The organism is Streptomyces sp. NPDC051064 (genome assembly GCF_044455985.1).
Lineage (GTDB): Bacteria > Actinomycetota > Actinomycetes > Streptomycetales > Streptomycetaceae > Streptomyces.
Genome location: NZ_JBITFK010000004.1, coordinates 352,289 through 368,200 on the forward strand (window position 1 = coordinate 352,289; position 15,912 = coordinate 368,200).

Sequence of the window (15,912 nt, forward strand, 5' to 3'; positions counted from 1 at the left end):
CAGCCACTCCGGCCCGCGCCACTCCGGCCCGCGGCCCCTTTCGTACACCGTTCTCAGGGGGGAACAGCCCACCATGTCCTCGTCCGTCCCCACACCGTCCACCGGTCTCTCCGTGGACGCTCCCGTCCTCGAGCTGAGGGCCCTGACCCGCACCCACGGCTCCGGCATCGCCGAGGTCCACGCCCTGCGCGGCATCAACCTGTCCGTCCACACCGGTGAGCTCGTCGCCGTGATGGGCCCCTCCGGCTCCGGCAAGTCCACGCTTCTGACCCTGGCGGGCGGCCTCGACACCGCGACCAGCGGTCAGGTCGTCATCGAGGGCCAGGACATCTCCACGCTGGGCCGCAAGGGCATCGCGCGCCTGCGCCGGCGCAGCGTCGGTTACGTCTTCCAGGACTACAACCTGATCCCCGCCCTCACCGCCGCGGAGAACATCGCCCTGCCGCGCGAACTCGACGGCGTCTCCGTACGCAAGGCGCGCAAGGAGGCCATGGCCTCGCTGGAGGAGATGCACCTCGCGGAGGTCGCCGACCGCTTCCCGGACGAGATGTCCGGTGGCCAGCAGCAGCGCGTCGCCATCGCCCGCGCCCTGGTGGGTGACCGTCGCCTCGTACTCGCCGACGAACCGACCGGAGCGCTCGACTCAGAGACGGGGGAGGCCGTGCTCGCCCTGCTCCGCAACCGCTGCGACCAGGGCGCTGCCGGGGTGATGGTGACGCACGAGCCCCGGTACGCGGCCTGGGCGGACCGGGTGGTCTTCCTCCGGGACGGGTCGATCGTGGACCAGACGGTGGCCACCGCCGCCGAATCCCTGCTCGCCGCTGAAGGTGCCGAGTGAGGGTTCTCACCGGGTGGCGCGCCGCCCTCCGGATCGCCCGGCGCGACGCCCTGCGGGCCAAGGGCCGCAGCGCTCTCGTCGTCGCCATGATCGCCCTGCCGGTCCTCGGCGTGACGGCCGCCGACGTGACGTACCGCAGTTCCACGCCCACCGTCGCCGAGAACCTGACGGCCAAGATGGGTTCGGCGGACGCCGTGTTCAGTTCGACGGGCATCGGGCCCGTCCCACTGGAGCAGATGCCAGACGCCAGCACATGGGGCACTCCTGACGACGGGCCGGAGATCCCGTCCGAGGACGAGCGCGAGCCCGTCGATGTGCCGGCCACGTTCCCGAAGGGTTCGCGGTACCTCACGGAGCAGTCCGTTCCCGCCGTGGTGACCACGCGGCACGGGGTCGCCAACACCGAGATCGTGGAGCTGCGCACCTCCGACCCGGCGGTCCGGGGCAGGCTCGACCTGGTCGACGGGGCGTACCCCCACGGTGAGGGGGAGGTCGTCGCGACCGAGCACTTCCTGGAATCCGCAGGGCTCGGTGTCGGCTCCCGCACGACACTGCGCGGCCCCGAGCAGACGTACACGATCACCGGCAGCGTCGAGCTTCCCGGGGAGCTCGACAAGAGCGCGCTGTACGCCGACCCGGGGGCGGTACTCGCCCCGTGGAAGGCGGCGGCCGACCGTGACGAGAAGGTCGTCCCTCCCTACCCCGGCGACATGACCTGGCTCGTCCGAGGCCCTGCCGGTGCCGGTATCTCCTGGCCTGAGGTGCTCAAGGCCAACGAGAAGGGCGTCGTGGTGCTGTCCCGCCAGGTCGCTCTCGATCCGCCCCCGGACTCCGAGGTCCCGCTTCTCGCGCACCAGGACGTCTCCTCCTTCGGTGAGAGCTCCTCGGAGCTGAGCGCGGCGCTGGTGACCGTCGTCGCCATGGCGGTCCTGGAGATCGTCCTGCTGGCCGGCCCCGCGTTCGCCGTGGGTGCGCGGCGCTCGCGCAGGCAGCTCGGCCTCGTCGGCACCTGTGGCGGCGACCGGGGCCAGGTGCGAGCCGTCGTGCTGTCCGGGGGCCTGGTCCTCGGCGCGGTGGGAGCCGTGGCCGGTGTCGCCGCCGGGATCGGCCTCACCGTCCTGTTCCGTCCGATGATCGAGGGCTGGAGGGGAAGCCGTTTCGGCGAGCTCGACATCCGCCCCTGGGAGCTGCTGGGTATCGCCGTCATCGGCCTCGTCACCGGCATCCTTGCGGCTCTGGCACCGGCGATCGTCGCCGGCCGGCAGTCGGTGCTCGAATCGCTCACCGGGCGCCGCGGAACACGCCGGAGCTCACGCGTCCTCCCCGTCGTGGGCTGCGTGGCGCTGGCGGGCGGCGTGGCGGTCGCCGTGTACGGCGGCACGACCGGCGACACCCGGTTCGTCGCCGGCGGCTCCGTGGTCGCCGAACTCGGGGTGCTCGCCTGCATCCCGGTGATCGTCGGCTTCCTCGGGCGGCTCGGCACCCGTCTGCCGCTCTCCCCGCGCATGGCACTGCGCGACGCGGCACGTAACCGAGGGCGTACGGCGCCGGCGGTCGCCGCCGTCATGGCGGCCGTGGCGGGCACCGTCGCCATCGCCACATACACCACCAGCGTCATGGCGGAGCACGACTACGACCACATGCGCTCCCTCACCCCGGGCACGGTTGCGCTCGTGACCTCCGAACCGACCGGCGTCGACCAGCTTCCCCTTGCCAGGACCGCCGCGGAACAGAATCTGGCGGTCAGCGGCGGCCGCGCCGACATCGGGCGGGTCTGGGCCGGATCCGACTGCACGGTCTACTACGAGGACGAGAACAGCTGCGGGACGCTCGAACTGGTCAAACCCACCGGCAAGGGCCACAGCTGCCCGCTCCAGGGGGCGGGTGCCAAGAAGCTCGCCGAGAGTCTCTCCGCCGACGAGCACAAGAAGCTGATGAGCTCCCCCGCCTGCGTCGACGAGTACATCACCGCGCAGGCACTCTCCACGGGCGACAGCAACATCGCCGTAGGGGACGCCTCGCTGCTCAGGTCGTACGTGAAACTCGACGACCCTGCGGCGGCCGAAGCCCTGGAGGCCGGGACTCCCGTACTGCTCAACCCGGCGTACGCGCAGGACGGCCAGGTCACGCTCAAGGCCGTACACACGTACAACGAGCGCGACAAGGAGAACCGCGAGCTCCATCCGGGGAAGGCCAGGGCCACCACGGACCGGCTGAAGGTGTACGTCGCTCCAGCGAAGTACGCCGCCACCCCCGGGATCCGGATGATCCTGCCGCAGCAGGCGGCGGACCGGCTCGGGCTGCACACCGCGGCCTACGGGAGCATCTACACCGTCACGCACACGCCGACGGACGCCGAGCAACAGGCGGTGGCGGCCGCGTTCACCCAGGCCGGGAACGGCGTCTACCTGCAGAGCGAGACACTGACGGAGACGCGCGACGAGGATGTGGTCCTGCTGATCCTCGCGCTCTTCGCGGGCGTCGTCACCCTGGGCGCGGCCGCCATCACCACCGGTCTCGCCAAGGCCGACGCGGAGGCCGACCTCACCACGCTCAGTGCGGTGGGGGCACCGCCCGGCGTGCGGCGCTCGCTCTCCGGATTCCAGTGCGTGGTCGTGGCGCTCACGGGCGTGCTGCTCGGCACGGCCGCGGGCGTCGTGCCGGCGGTGGCCCTGCGTCTGATCGACCTGCGGGAGGCGATGGAGGCGATGCGTGCCCAGCCCATGGACTCCGCGTACACACCCATCGTGATGCCGTGGGAGACCATCGGGCTGCTGGCCCTGGTCGTACCGGTGCTGGCAGGGCTGCTGGCCGCCGCGTTCGCCGGATCACGGCTGGCCCTGGCGCGGCGCGCGGGGTGAGCGTCCTCGTGACGTGAGCGGCTGTTCCGGGTGCCCCCGGAAAGGGTGGATCTTGTCTTTCCGGGGGCACCACCGTGTTGTGGAGCCGGTGTGGGAGACAATGGCGGCATGGAAATGCCGAGGAATGAACGGTCGCAGGACCACCCCCAAGTCCTCGTGGTGGGGCAGGACGGAATGGCCATCGGTGGCGGTGGCGGTGACGACGAGTCGCGCGAGGTTCCGGTGACGGAGATGGTCGAGCAGCCCGCGAAGGTCATGCGGATCGGCAGCATGATCAAGCAGCTTCTGGAGGAGGTCAGGGCGGCTCCTCTCGACGAGGCGAGCCGTGTCCGGCTGAAGGAGATCCACGCGAGCTCGGTGAAGGAGCTCGAGGACGGCCTGGCGCCGGAGCTCGTCGAGGAGCTGGAACGGCTCTCGCTGCCGTTCACCGAGGAGTCCGTCCCCTCCGAGGCCGAGCTGCGGATCGCACAGGCCCAGCTCGTCGGCTGGCTGGAGGGCCTCTTCCACGGCATTCAGACGGCGCTGTTCGCCCAGCAGATGGCGGCCCGTGCGCAGCTGGAGCAGATGCGCCGCGCCCTCCCTCCGGGCGTCGGCCACGAGGACGAGGAAGGCGGCGTCGACCCGCACGGACCGGCGCGCTCCGGCCCGTACCTCTAGTGACCTGAGTCCATACCGACCGCGGTACGCACCGGGGCCCGGCACACACCGAGTGTGCCGGGCCCCGCGTCCGTCCTGGGCGCTCGGGTCAGGCCTTGGGCGCGGCCAGGAGGATCTTGCCGATGTGGCTGCTGGACTCCATCAGCCGGTGGGCTTCCGCCGCGTCCGCCATCGGCATCGTGCGGTCCACGACCGGCCGGACGACGCCGTCTGCGAGCAGCGGCCACACATGCTCGCGTACCGCCGCGATGATCGCGGCCTTCTCCGCGAGCGGTCGCGCGCGGAGCGACGTGGCCGTGACGGCTGCCCGCTTGCTCAGCAGGGCGCTCAGGTTCAGCTCGCCCTTGGCGCCGCCCTGGAGCCCGATGATGGCGAGACGGCCGTTCACAGCGAGGGCCCGCACGTTCCGGTCCAGGTACTTCGCCCCGACGATGTCGAGGATGACGTCCGCACCGGCGCCGTCCGTCGCCTGCCGCAGCTCCTCGACGAAATCCTGCTCGCGGTAGTCGATGAGGATGTCGGCGCCCAGCTCCTGACAGCGCGCCAGCTTCTCGGGGCCTCCCGCCGTCACCGCGACGCGCGCGCCGACGGCCTTGGCGAGCTGGATCGCCATCGTGCCGATGCCGCTGGAACCGCCGTGGACCAGGAGAGTCTCGGCGGGCCGCAGATGAGCCACCATGAAGACGTTGGACCAGACCGTCGACGCGACCTCGGGCAGCGCGGCCGCCTCGACCAGGTCCACGCTGTCGGGCACGGGCAGCAGCTGTCCGGTCGGCACAGCGACCTTCTCCGCGTATCCGCCGCCCGCGAGCAGTGCGCACACCTCGTCACCCACGGACCACCCTGTCACCCCGGGGCCGAGCGCCGCGATACGGCCCGCACACTCCAGGCCGGGGTACGGGGACGCGCCGGGCGGGGGGTTGTAGAAGCCCTGCCGCTGCAGCACATCGGCCCGGTTCACCGCGCTGGACACGACCTCGACGAGAACTTCGCCCTCGCCAGGTACGGGGTCGGGGACCTCGGCCCATACGAGCGCTTCGGGGCCGCCGGGTTCGGGGATCGTGATCGCATACATGGCCGCGAGGCTACTCCGTACAGGGTTCCGAACGAGGGTGGACGTGCCTGCGCCGCGTCCGGGCCCCGTTCCTAAGGCCGCTGATTGGGCTGCTGCGGATAGCTCGTCGGCGCCGTGTGGCTCGGTGAGGCACGCACGATGGTGATCACCCGGTCCGTCAGCTGCAGGGGGCTGGCCGCCGGGTCGTCGTAACCGAGCAGCCGGTGGCCGCGCAGGACGCTGACCACGAGGTCATCGGTCTCGCGGACGTTCTTGCCCACCTCGGCCTTTATCACCGGCCGTTCGACCAGATCGAGCCCGCTGCCCTGCTGGATGAGGTCCTCCATCACCGTGCCCGCGCTGGGGCTGAGCACCGACAGGCCCAGCAGCCGTCCGGCCGCGCTCGCGCTCGTGATCACGGCGTCGGCGCCCGACTGCCGCAGCAGCGGCGCGTTCTCCTCCTCGCGTACCGCGGCCACGATCTTCGCGCCGCGGTTGAGCTGACGCGCGGTCAGGGCGACCAGCACCGCGGTGTCGTCGCGCTGGGTGGCGATGATGATCTGACGGGCCTTCTGGAGCTCGGCCCGCAACAGCACATCACTGCGCGTCGCATCACCCAACACGCCTACGAAGCCCTCCGCGTTGGCCGCCTCGATCACCTTGCCGGCCGGGTCGACGATGACGATCTGGTCCTTGTTCAGACCGGTGGCGCAGAGCGTCTGGATGGCTGAGCGGCCCTTCGTGCCGAAGCCGACGACCACGGTGTGTTCACGCAAGTTGCTTCTCCAACGGTTCAGCCGGAAGTCCTCCCGGGTCCGTTCCGTCAGGACCTCGAGGGTGGTGCCGACCAGGATGATCAGGAAGAGCACCCGCAACGGCGTCACCAGCACCACGTTGACGAGCCGGGCCGGGTCGCTGTACGGGACGATGTCGCCGTAGCCGGTCGTCGACAGCGTCACCGTCGCGTAGTAGACGGCGTCGAGGAAGTCGACCTTCTCGTCGGCGTTGTCGTGGTAGCCGTCCCGGTCGGCCCAGACGATGAAGACTGTTATGGCCAGCACCGTGAGAGCCATTGCCAGTCGCTTGGCCACCTGTCGCAGCGGTCTGTCGACGACGCGACGGGGCAGGAGCACCCGGGTCGGGACGACATGTTCGTCCGCCCGCCTGGCCATCGCATCGTGGCCGGGAAGTTTCACGTGAAACACCCTTCCGTCCACGGCGATGCCGAGGCCCACGGTAGATCGAGGATCTCCACCTCGGTGCCGGACCGTACCCCGCCGGGCGGCACCACGGCCAACCCGTCCGCGGCCGCGATCCCACGCAGCATGGCGGGACCGTTGTAGTGGAGGGGTACGACGCTGTCGTCGCGATGGACCACGGGGATCAGCCGGGTGTCATGCGGGTGCCCGTGCACCTCTTCACGGACGGGCGCGCGGTAGCGGCCCTGGGCGGGTTGATGGGCGAACCCCCGGAGCAGGGGCTCGGCCAGCGTCAGCAGTCCGGATACCGCGGCGAGGGGGTTGCCGGGCAGGCCGACCAGGCAGGGGCCGCCCTCGGCCAGTCGCGCCAGGAGCATCGGGTGGCCTGGACGTACGGCCACCCCGTCGACCAGCAGCTCGGCCCCGATCCCGGCCAGGACCGGGTGTACATGGTCCACCGGACCGGCGGCTGTCCCGCCCGTGGTGAGGATCAGGTCGGCATCGGAGGAGACGAGGGCCTGGCGGAGGGCGTCGGCGTCGTCACCGAGCCGCCTGGGCTCGGCGACCTCCGCACCCAGGGCGCGGAGCCAGGGGGCAAGCATGGGGCCGAGCGCGTCGCGGATCAGCCCTTCCCGTGGGAGCCCTGCCGTGAGGAGCTCGTCACCGAGGACGAAGACGTCCACGCGGGGGCGGGGCACGGCGACGAGAGCGTCGTACCCCGCGGCAGCCGCCAGTCCGAGAACGGGCGGGGTCACCACGGTCCCCACGGGCAGGAGCTCGTCGCCGGACCGGCACTCCTGGCCCCGCGGCCGGATGTCCTGGCCCTGCACCACTTCGCGGGTGGCGTGCAGCAGCCCCTTGGCCTCGTCGCAGTGCGCGTGTTCGCTGCGGATCACGGCGGTGGCGTCCGCCGGGAGGCGTGCGCCCGTGGCGATCCGCAGGGCGTGCCCGTCGGGGAGCGGCTCAGCGGATCCGCGTCCGGCGAGCAGCCCTTCCCCCTTCCGTGCGGTCCAGGGGCCCGGCCCCGCGACGACCCAGCCGTCCATGGCCGAGGTGTCGAACGACGGCAGATCGGTGAGCGCGACGACGGCCTCGGCGAGTACGTGCCCGACAGCCCGGTCCAGCGGGAGCCGGTGGGCGGCCGGAGGGGCGGACCGGCCGAGGCGGTCGGCCAGAGCACGCGCCGCGGCCCAGGCGGTGGCACCGGCTCGGTGGGCGTGAGAGGGAGAACCGTGGGCCGACGAGGATCCGTGGGCCGACGACGGTCCATGGTGGCTGGAGGGGTCTGAGGCCGGGGTACTCGGCTCCGCCCCTCCTGGCACAGGGGCGTCCGGGGTCGGGCCGGTGCGCATGCCCGGCGCTGCCGGTGCCTGCGTGGAAGGTGGCTCCCCCGCACCGGGCCGTTCCGGTGTGGGCTGCGGAGTGCCGGGCTGCCGGTCCGGTGCGGGCTGCGGAGCGCCTGGCCGGCGCCCCACGAGGGCAAGTGCCTGCTCGACCGCCCGCTCCTCCTCGGCCGCCGCCCGCTCCTCCTCGGCCGCCCGCGCATCGCGTCCGTGCGAGGTCATGGCGTGCCGGGCCCGCTTCCCGCCGCCGTTTCCTCCTCCCACCGGAGTGCGAGGGCGGTGGCCTTGCGGGAGGCTTCGGCGACGGCTTCAGCCGCGGCCTCCGGGCTCTTACCGCTGCTCGCCATTGCCGCCGCGTACCCCACCAGGAAGGTGGTCAGCGGCGCGGCGGGCCGGGCCACTCCGTGCGCGGCGTCCCGGGCGAGGTCCAGCAGGACGCCGGTGTCGACGTCGAGCTCGATGCCCAGTTCGTTCTTGACTGCGGTGATCCATTCGTCCAGCACGGTCCCATGCTCCCTGATCCGGGCCCTGGCGGCGGCAATGTCTTCCCAGGTGTCGCAGTCGAACGCAGCCAGCGGGCCGGCCTGGACCCGGGCCAGATCCAGTTCGGCGGTCAGCAGCCGGAGGGGGAGACCGGCGAGGCTGCCGTGTTCGGTGGCGAGAAGGGCGAGTTCACGGCGGAGCGGCTCGGCCCGGTAGACCGCGACCAGCGGCTGGTCCCGGCCGTCCTGGTCGGTGCACAGGGCGCCTTCGCGGTCCCCCGGCTCCGCCGCGGACAGCAACGAGCGGACGGTCGCCTCCTTGAGGAACGGCAGATCCGCGGAGAGCACCAGAACGCTCTCCGCGCCCGTGTGCCGGACCCCGGCGCCGAGGGCCGCCAAGGGGCCACCGCCCTCGGGCACTTCACGTGTCCAGGTGACCGGACGCACGGTGGGCCTGCGCCCACCGACCACCACGGTGGACCCGGCGCCGGCACATGCGGCGAGCACCCGGTCGAGCAGCGCACGGCCGCCCACGCGGAGCCCTGGCTTGTCAGCCCCGCCGAGGCGCTTCGCAGCCCCTCCGGCAAGCACGATGGCGTCATACGCGGTCATGCCCCCGAGTATGGGGCCCGCCCGCCGATGACGGGCCCCCCGGGTCCGAACTCACACGACGCCCGGGCCCGGGCCGTCCACTGTCCTGCTCCGCTACAGCGCGCGGAGCAGGATCGCCGGCTGTTCCACACAGTCGGCGACGTAGCGCAGGAAGCCGCCGGCCGTGCCACCGTCGCAGACCCGGTGATCAAAGGTGAGCGAGAGCTGGACGACCTGACGGACCGCCAGTTCGCCTTCGTGCACCCACGGTTTGGGGACGATCCGGCCGACCCCGAGCATGGCCGCCTCGGGGTGGTTGATGATCGGGGTCGAACCGTCGACGCCGAACACCCCGTAGTTGTTCAGCGTGAACGTCCCTCCGGTGAGCTGCGCGGGGGTCAGCTTCCCGTCCCGGGCGGCCTCGGTCAGCCGGGCGATCTCGGCTCCGATCGACTCCGCGTTACGGGTGTGCGCGTCCCGGACCACCGGAACGACCAGGCCTCGCTCCGTCTGGGCGGCGAAGCCCAGGTGGACCCCGGACAGCCGCACGATCTCCCGGGCTTCGGCATCCACCGTGGAGTTGAGCTCGGGGAACCTCGCCAGGGCTGCCGTGCAGATGCGGGCCAGCAGCGCGAGCACCGACACCTTCGGCCCCGCGGCGTTCATCGCGGCCCGCGCCGCCATCAGCTCGGTGGCATCGGCATCGACCCAGCAGGTGGCATCGGGAATCTCCCGCCGGCTGCGGGAGAGCTTCTCGGCCACCGCACCCCGGACCCCGCGCAGCGCGATCCGCTCGGCCGATGTGTCCGCCGCCGGCCGGACGGCCGGGGACGCGTCGGCAGCGCGTTCCTCGTCCGCGGCTCTGATCGCGCACTCCACGTCGGTACGGAGGATCAGCCCGTCCCGTCCCGTGCCGACGACCTGCCGGAGATCGAGGCCGTGCTGCCGCGCCAGCTTCCGGACCAGCGGGGAGATGACGGCGACGGGCCCTTGAGCATCCCCCACCGGAGGCGCCGCCGTCGCGGAGGCCGACTGCCCCGCCGTCGCGAGGACCGGCTGCCGGGCTGTGGCCGGGTCCTGCGCGGAGGCTGTCCGCTCCGCCGCCGCAGGGGCCTGCGCCGAGACCGGAGCGGGCCGGACCCGGCGTCTCCGCGCCGCCGGTGCGGCCGTGCCGTAACCGACGAGCACATTGCCGGACGCCTCACTTTTGGCACCGTCACTGGAGGGTTCGCCGGGAACCTCGTGCCCGTCCACCCGCTCCATCGAGCCGACTGCCACCGTCAGCAGCGGTGCGCCGACCGGGAGCTCCGCACCCTCCTCGCCGAACCGCGCCGTCACCACGCCCCCGTAGGGGCAGGGCACCTCCACCATGGCCTTGGCCGTCTCGACCTCGACGACCGGCTGGTCGACGGCTACGACGTCGCCGACCTCCACCAGCCAGCGCACGATCTCGGCCTCGGTCAGACCCTCGCCCAGGTCCGGGAGCTTGAATTCGAGCACCTGCGCCATCAGCTCTCGGCCTCCCACTGAAGACGGGCGACCGCGTCGAGCACCCGGTCCACGCCCGGCAGATGGTGCCGCTCCTGCATCGGCGGCGGATAGGGAATGTCGAACCCCGCGACGCGCAGGACAGGCGCCTCCAGATGGTGGAAGCACTGCTCGGTGATCCGCGCCGCGATCTCACCGCCCGGCCCGCCGAACCCGGACGACTCGTGGACGACCACCGCACGCCCCGTGCGGCGCACCGACGCGGCCACGGTCTCGTCGTCGAAGGGAACCAGCGAGCGCAGGTCCACCACTTCGAGGTCCCATCCCTCGGCCGTGGCCGCCTCGGCGGCCTCCAGGCACACCGGGAGGGACGGGCCGTAGGTGATCAGGGTCGCGCTGCGACCGGGCCGCCGGACCACGGCCCGCCCGATCGGCTCGACCCGGGCCGGCGCGTCCGGCGACCAGTCGGCCTTGGACCAGTAGAGCCTCTTCGGCTCCAGGAAGACCACCGGATCGTCGGACGCGATCGACTCCCTCAGCAGCCCGTACGCGTCGTCGACCGTGGCCGGCATGACAACGTGCATCCCGGGTGTCGCCATGTAGTACGCCTCGGACGAGTCGCTGTGGTGCTCGACGCCACCGATCCCGCCGCCGTACGGCACGCGCACCGTGATCGGCAGAGGCATCGCGCCCCCGGTCCTGTTCCGCATCTTGGCGACATGGCTGACCAGCTGCTCGAACGCCGGATACGCGAAGGCGTCGAACTGCATCTCCACCACGGGCCGCAGCCCGTACATCGCCATGCCCACGGCCGCGCCGAGGATGCCCGCCTCGGCCAGTGGTGTGTCCGTACAGCGGTCGTCGCCGAACTCCTTCGCCAGGCCGTCGGTCACGCGGAAGACGCCACCGAGCGTGCCCACGTCCTCCCCGAGGACGTGCACCGTCGGATCCTCCGCCATCGAGTCGCGCAACGCCCGTCCGAGGGCCTGCGCCATCGTGGCCGGCCTGGCCCTGCCGGTCCGTTCACCGGCCGTGGCCGCCGCGGTGCTCATCGTCCCTCCTCCGCGCCGCTCTCGTCGTGCGCACCGTCCCCGGCGTCCAGCTCGGCCCGCAGCCGCGCCGCCTGTTCCCGCAGCTGACTGGTCTGCTCCTCGTAGACATGGGCGAACAGATCCATCGGGTCGAGCGACGGGTCGGCGTTCATCTGCTCCCGCAGCCCCTGCGCCATCCGTTCCGCCGCCTCGTGCACCGCCCCGATGCCGTCCTCGTCCAGCAGCCCCCGCCCGGTCAGCTCCCGCTCCAGAAGCCTGATCGGGTCGTGCGCGCGCCATGCCTCCACCTCGCTGTCGCCGCGGTAGCGGGTGGCGTCGTCGGCGTTCGTATGGGCGTCCATGCGATACGTGACCGCCTCGACCAGCGTCGGCCCCTCGCCCCGCCTGGCACGGTCCACCGCCTCGCCGAGCACCTGGTGCATGGCCGGCGCGTCGTTACCGTCGACCAGGCGTCCCGGCATCCCGTAGCCCACGGCCTTGTGGGCCAGGGACGGTGCCGCGGTCTGCTTGGCCAGGGGCACGGAGATCGCGAAGCCGTTGTTCTGTACGAGGAAGACCACCGGGGCCCGCCAGACGGCAGCGAAGTTGAGCGCCTCGTGGAAATCGCCCTCACTCGTCCCGCCGTCGCCGACCATCGCGAGGGCCACCACGTCGTCGCCCTTGAGGCGCGCCGCGTGCGCCAGGCCCACGGCGTGCGGCAACTGGGTGGCCAGCGGGGTGCAGAGCGGGGCGATGCGGTGCTCACGCGGGTCGTAGCCGGTGTGCCGGTCCCCCCGCAGCAGCGTCAGTGCCTCGACCGGGTCCAGGCCACGCGCGACCGCGGCGAGCGTGTCGCGATAGCTGGGGAAGAGCCAGTCCCGGTCCTCCAGCACGAGTGCCGCAGCGATCTCGCACGCCTCCTGGCCGGTGCTCGACGGGTACACCGCGAGCCTGCCCTGCTTGGTCAGTGCGGTGGCCTGCGCGTTGTACCGGCGGCCACGCACCAGCTCGGCGTAGAGCCTCAGCAGCAGCTCGGGGTCGGCCCCGGCCGCCGCGTCCGTACCGAGCACGCGGTAGGGCTCGGGGTCCGGGAGCAGCGGCGCGGGATCGGTGAGCGGCTTCCAGGCCGGGGGCGGCGTGGGCCGGTAGGCGGCTGCGCCGGGCAGCTCCTGGACCGTCATGACAAGCACCTCCTGGCATCGAGATATATCGAGGAGTGTCGAAATCTGCAGAATGTCGGGCGTGGGCGAGGCACGGATGTGGTGTGCCTCACCTACCGATTGTTCGGTCGCGGGGGCAATTTGGCTACAGGTGCCTTCAGCCTGTGGACAAACGGTTCTCCACAGCCTGGGATAGGGGCAGGTCGTCCACAACAGGGAGGCGCGGGCAGATGGCAGCTGAACAAATGGCCGACGGGGGCGGTGCCCCGGACCGCACTCCGCCCGCCCGGCCGCTGGACTCCGTCGACCGCGCCATCCTCCGCATCCTCCAGACGGACGGCCGCGCCTCGATACGGGCCGTCGCGGAGCTCGTCCACGTCTCCCGCGCCAATGCGTACGCCCGGATCAACAGGCTCGTCGAGGACGGCGTGATCCGGGGATTCAGCGCACGGGTGAATCACGAACGGGCAGGACAGGCCGCCTCCGCCTACATCACGCTCAAGATCGTCCAGAATTCCTGGCGCACCGTACGCGAACAGCTACAGGCGCTTCCGGGTGCCACCCACATCGCGCTGGTCAGCGGCGACTTCGACGTCCTGCTCCTGGTGCACACCCCGGACAACCAGGCCCTGCGCGAGCTGGTCCTCACCAGGATCCAGGCCATACCCGAGGTGCTGTCCACCCGCACCCTGCTGGTGTTCGAGGAGACCGACCTGGGGCCACGCCCGGACCGCACGGCCGAGATCGGCTGAGGGCTGTCCCGGTCAGCCGGCCCGCATCCCCTCGAAGGCGAGCTGGACGACCGTGTCCGCGAGCTGCTCCGCCTCCTGGGATCCGCCGGGCTGCGGGCGGTACCACTCGACCAGCGAGTTCACCATGCCGAAGAGCAGCCGGGTCGCCAGGCGTATGTCCACGTCCGCGCGCAGGTCTCCGTCCGCCACCGCGGCCTTGAGCAGCTCGGAGACCCGCTGGTCGAACTCGCGCCGGCGCTCCAGGGCCCAGCGCTCCGTCTTCGTGTTGCCCCGCACGCGCAGCAGCAGCGTGACGTACGGCAACTCCGCCATGAGCACCTCGACCGTGCGGCGCGTGACGTACTCGACCCGCGCGATCGCCCGCCCCTGGGTGGCCCCCGCCTCGTCGAGAATCCCGAAGAGCCCGTCGAGCGCCCGGCTCACCGCACGCCTCAGCAGCTCTTCCTTGCCCGCCACGTGGTGGTAGATGGACGACTTGGAGATGCCCGCCGCCTTGGAGAGGTGCTCCATGGACGTGCCGTCGTAACCGCGCTCGTTGAAGATGCGGACGGCAACGGTCAGGAGCGTCTCCGGGGTGTACGTGTCCCGCTTGGCCGTGGTCATGACCGCGATCCTCCCCCATGAGTTGTCCACAGGTTCCTTGGGGCCCCTTGTCCCGACCGATCGTTCGGTTACTCTAACTCCGTCAGCATGTCCCTGCCCGGCTCGACGAGGAGTTGGTCCGTCATGGCCGCCGAGCTTTCCCCCGAGAAGCTGTCCGAGATCCACCGCCCGACGCTCGACCAGGCCCTCGACGCGATCCGCACGCGCGCCTACTGGTCCCCGCACCCCGAGCACCCGAAGGCCTACGGCGAGGGAGGCCTTCCCGGCAGCCTCGGCGCGGCCGAGGGCAAGGCCGCGTTCGACGCCGTGCTCAACACCCGGCTGGACCTCGGCCAGCCCGGCACCGACGGCTGGACCGGCGCGGAGGTCTCGCCGTACGGTCCGGAGCTCGGCGTCGAGTATCCGCACGCCGACCCGGACATCCTGCTCCCCGCCATGAGCGCCGCGATGGGCTCCTGGCGTGCGGCGGGTCCCGAGACGCGGGCCCTGGTCTGCGTGGAGATCCTGGCCCGGATCAGCGCACGTACGCACGAGCTGGCCCACGCCGTGATGCACACCAGCGGGCAGGCGTTCGTGATGGCCTTCCAGGCGGGCGGCCCCCACGCCCAGGACCGCGGCCTGGAGGCCGTGGCGTACGCGTACGAGGAACAGACGCGTACGCCGCGCAACGCCGACTGGTCGAAGCCCCAGGGCAAGCGTGACCCGCTGCGGCTGGACAAGTCGTACACAGCGGTGGGGCGCGGCATCTCCCTGCTGATCGGCTGCAACACGTTCCCGACGTGGAACGGCTATCCGGGCCTCTTCGCCTCGCTGGCGACCGGCAATCCCGTGCTGGTCAAGCCGCACCCGCGGGCGGTGCTGCCGCTCGCGCTCACCGTCCAGCTGGCGCGCGAGGTGCTGGCCGAGGCGGGCTTCGACCCGAATCTCGTCGCCCTTGCGACCGAGCGGCCGGGCGAGGGCATCGCCAAGACCCTGGCGGTACGCCCCGAAATCAAGATCATCGACTACACGGGTTCCACCGCCTTCGGCGACTGGCTGGAGGCCAACGCCCGGCAGGCCCAGGTCTACACGGAGAAGGCGGGCGTCAACACGATCGTCCTCGACTCCACCGACAACTACCGGGGCATGCTCTCCAACCTGGCCTTCTCGCTCTCCCTCTACAGCGGCCAGATGTGCACCACCCCGCAGAACCTGCTCATCCCGCGCGACGGAATCACGACCGACGCGGGCGCCAAGTCCTACGAGGACGTGGTGGCGGACCTCGCCGAGGCGGTGAACGGGCTGCTCGGTGACGACGCCCGGGCCAACGGACTGCTCGGCGCCCTGGTGAACCCGGACGTGAAGGCCCGGCTGGAAGGGGCCCCGGACCTGGGTGACGTGGCGCTCGCCTCGCGCCCGGTGACCAACCCCGACTTCCCCGACGCCGTGGTCCGCACGCCGGCCCTCGTGAAACTCGACGGCACGAAGCCCGACGACGGGGCGGCCTACCTCTCGGAGTGCTTCGGCCCGGTCTCGTTCGCGGTGGCCGTCGACTCGACCGGTGACGCGCTGGACCTGCTGCGCCGCACGATCCGCGAAAAGGGCGCGATGACCGTCGGCGCGTACACCACCTCCCCCGACGTGGAACACGCGGTGGAGGAAGTCTGCTTCGACGAATCGGCTCAGCTCTCGCTGAACCTCACCGGCGGCGTGTACGTCAACCAGACGGCGGCCTTCTCCGACTTCCACGGTTCGGGAGGCAACCCGGCTGCCAACGCGGCGCTCTGCGACGGCGCGTTCGTCTCCAATCGCTTCCGGGTGGTGGAGGTCCGCCGCCAGGCCTGAGGGCGGGTCCGGCCGACGGCATCCGGTGA

13 protein-coding genes are annotated in these 15,912 nt (G+C 71.8%); 5 read left to right on the forward strand and 8 right to left on the reverse strand.

The annotated features are described in order from the left end of the window. Positions 1-73: 73 nt before the first annotated feature. From ACIBCU_RS16545 to ACIBCU_RS16555, 3 genes are all read left to right on the forward strand, one after another. Positions 74-838, forward strand: coding sequence for an ABC transporter ATP-binding protein (locus ACIBCU_RS16545; RefSeq protein WP_362927476.1), 765 nt, complete (start codon positions 74-76; stop codon positions 836-838). Further along, positions 835-3,699: an FtsX-like permease family protein gene (locus tag ACIBCU_RS16550; protein ID WP_399231996.1), complete on the forward strand. Its 2,865-nt coding sequence runs from the start codon at positions 835-837 to the stop codon at positions 3,697-3,699. Before ACIBCU_RS16545 ends, ACIBCU_RS16550 begins: the two co-directional genes overlap by 4 nt. A 108-nt stretch (positions 3,700-3,807) precedes the next feature. Further along, positions 3,808-4,356 carry a bacterial proteasome activator family protein gene (locus tag ACIBCU_RS16555; RefSeq protein WP_399231998.1) on the forward strand — a complete coding sequence of 183 codons (549 nt, stop codon included), beginning with the start codon at positions 3,808-3,810 and terminating at the stop codon, positions 4,354-4,356. Positions 4,357-4,444: 88 nt separating this feature from the next. Here the strand turns inward: ACIBCU_RS16555 and ACIBCU_RS16560 are convergent, their stop codons facing one another. The 7 genes from ACIBCU_RS16560 to pdhA all read right to left on the reverse strand — a co-directional run bounded on the left by ACIBCU_RS16560 (position 4,445) and on the right by pdhA (position 12,725). After that, the gene (locus ACIBCU_RS16560; protein ID WP_362927479.1) at positions 4,445-5,431 is read right to left on the reverse strand and encodes an NAD(P)H-quinone oxidoreductase; all 987 of its coding nucleotides are present in this window, start codon (positions 5,429-5,431) and stop codon (positions 4,445-4,447) included. Between the two features lie 71 nt (positions 5,432-5,502). Further along, positions 5,503-6,645 carry a potassium channel family protein gene (locus ACIBCU_RS16565; protein ID WP_362927480.1) on the reverse strand — a complete coding sequence of 381 codons (1,143 nt, stop codon included), beginning with the start codon at positions 6,643-6,645 and terminating at the stop codon, positions 5,503-5,505. After that, on the reverse strand, positions 6,603-8,174 hold the full coding sequence (locus ACIBCU_RS16570) for a molybdopterin-binding protein (RefSeq protein WP_399232001.1): 1,572 nt from the start codon (positions 8,172-8,174) through the stop codon (positions 6,603-6,605). Before ACIBCU_RS16570 ends, ACIBCU_RS16565 begins: the two co-directional genes overlap by 43 nt. Further along, entirely contained in the window at positions 8,171-9,046 is an 876-nt protein-coding gene (locus tag ACIBCU_RS16575) for an NTP transferase domain-containing protein (RefSeq protein ID WP_399232003.1), read from the reverse strand. The genes ACIBCU_RS16570 and ACIBCU_RS16575 overlap by 4 nt, the downstream gene beginning before the upstream one ends. A 93-nt stretch (positions 9,047-9,139) precedes the next feature. Further along, on the reverse strand, positions 9,140-10,534 hold the full coding sequence (locus ACIBCU_RS16580) for a dihydrolipoamide acetyltransferase family protein (RefSeq protein WP_399232005.1): 1,395 nt from the start codon (positions 10,532-10,534) through the stop codon (positions 9,140-9,142). Beyond that, positions 10,534-11,565, reverse strand: a complete 1,032-nt coding sequence (locus tag ACIBCU_RS16585; RefSeq protein WP_399232007.1) for an alpha-ketoacid dehydrogenase subunit beta — start codon at positions 11,563-11,565, stop codon at positions 10,534-10,536. The genes ACIBCU_RS16580 and ACIBCU_RS16585 overlap by 1 nt, the downstream gene beginning before the upstream one ends. Continuing rightward, positions 11,562-12,725, reverse strand: coding sequence for a pyruvate dehydrogenase (acetyl-transferring) E1 component subunit alpha (pdhA, locus tag ACIBCU_RS16590; RefSeq protein WP_399232009.1), 1,164 nt, complete (start codon positions 12,723-12,725; stop codon positions 11,562-11,564). The genes ACIBCU_RS16585 and pdhA overlap by 4 nt, the downstream gene beginning before the upstream one ends. 224 nt (positions 12,726-12,949) lie before the next feature. Between pdhA and ACIBCU_RS16595 the strand changes: the two genes are divergently transcribed. Then, positions 12,950-13,456: an Lrp/AsnC family transcriptional regulator gene (locus ACIBCU_RS16595; RefSeq protein ID WP_399232324.1), complete on the forward strand. Its 507-nt coding sequence runs from the start codon at positions 12,950-12,952 to the stop codon at positions 13,454-13,456. Between the two features lie 12 nt (positions 13,457-13,468). Here ACIBCU_RS16595 and ACIBCU_RS16600 read toward each other — a convergent pair whose 3' ends face one another. Next, positions 13,469-14,059: a TetR/AcrR family transcriptional regulator gene (locus ACIBCU_RS16600; protein ID WP_362927487.1), complete on the reverse strand. Its 591-nt coding sequence runs from the start codon at positions 14,057-14,059 to the stop codon at positions 13,469-13,471. Positions 14,060-14,182: 123 nt separating this feature from the next. On the opposite strand from ACIBCU_RS16600, the gene paaN reads away from it, so the two are divergent. Next, positions 14,183-15,883 (forward strand): phenylacetic acid degradation protein PaaN, encoded by a 1,701-nt coding sequence (gene paaN / locus ACIBCU_RS16605; protein WP_399232011.1) that lies wholly within the window; start codon positions 14,183-14,185, stop codon positions 15,881-15,883. Positions 15,884-15,912: the final 29 nt, after the last annotated feature.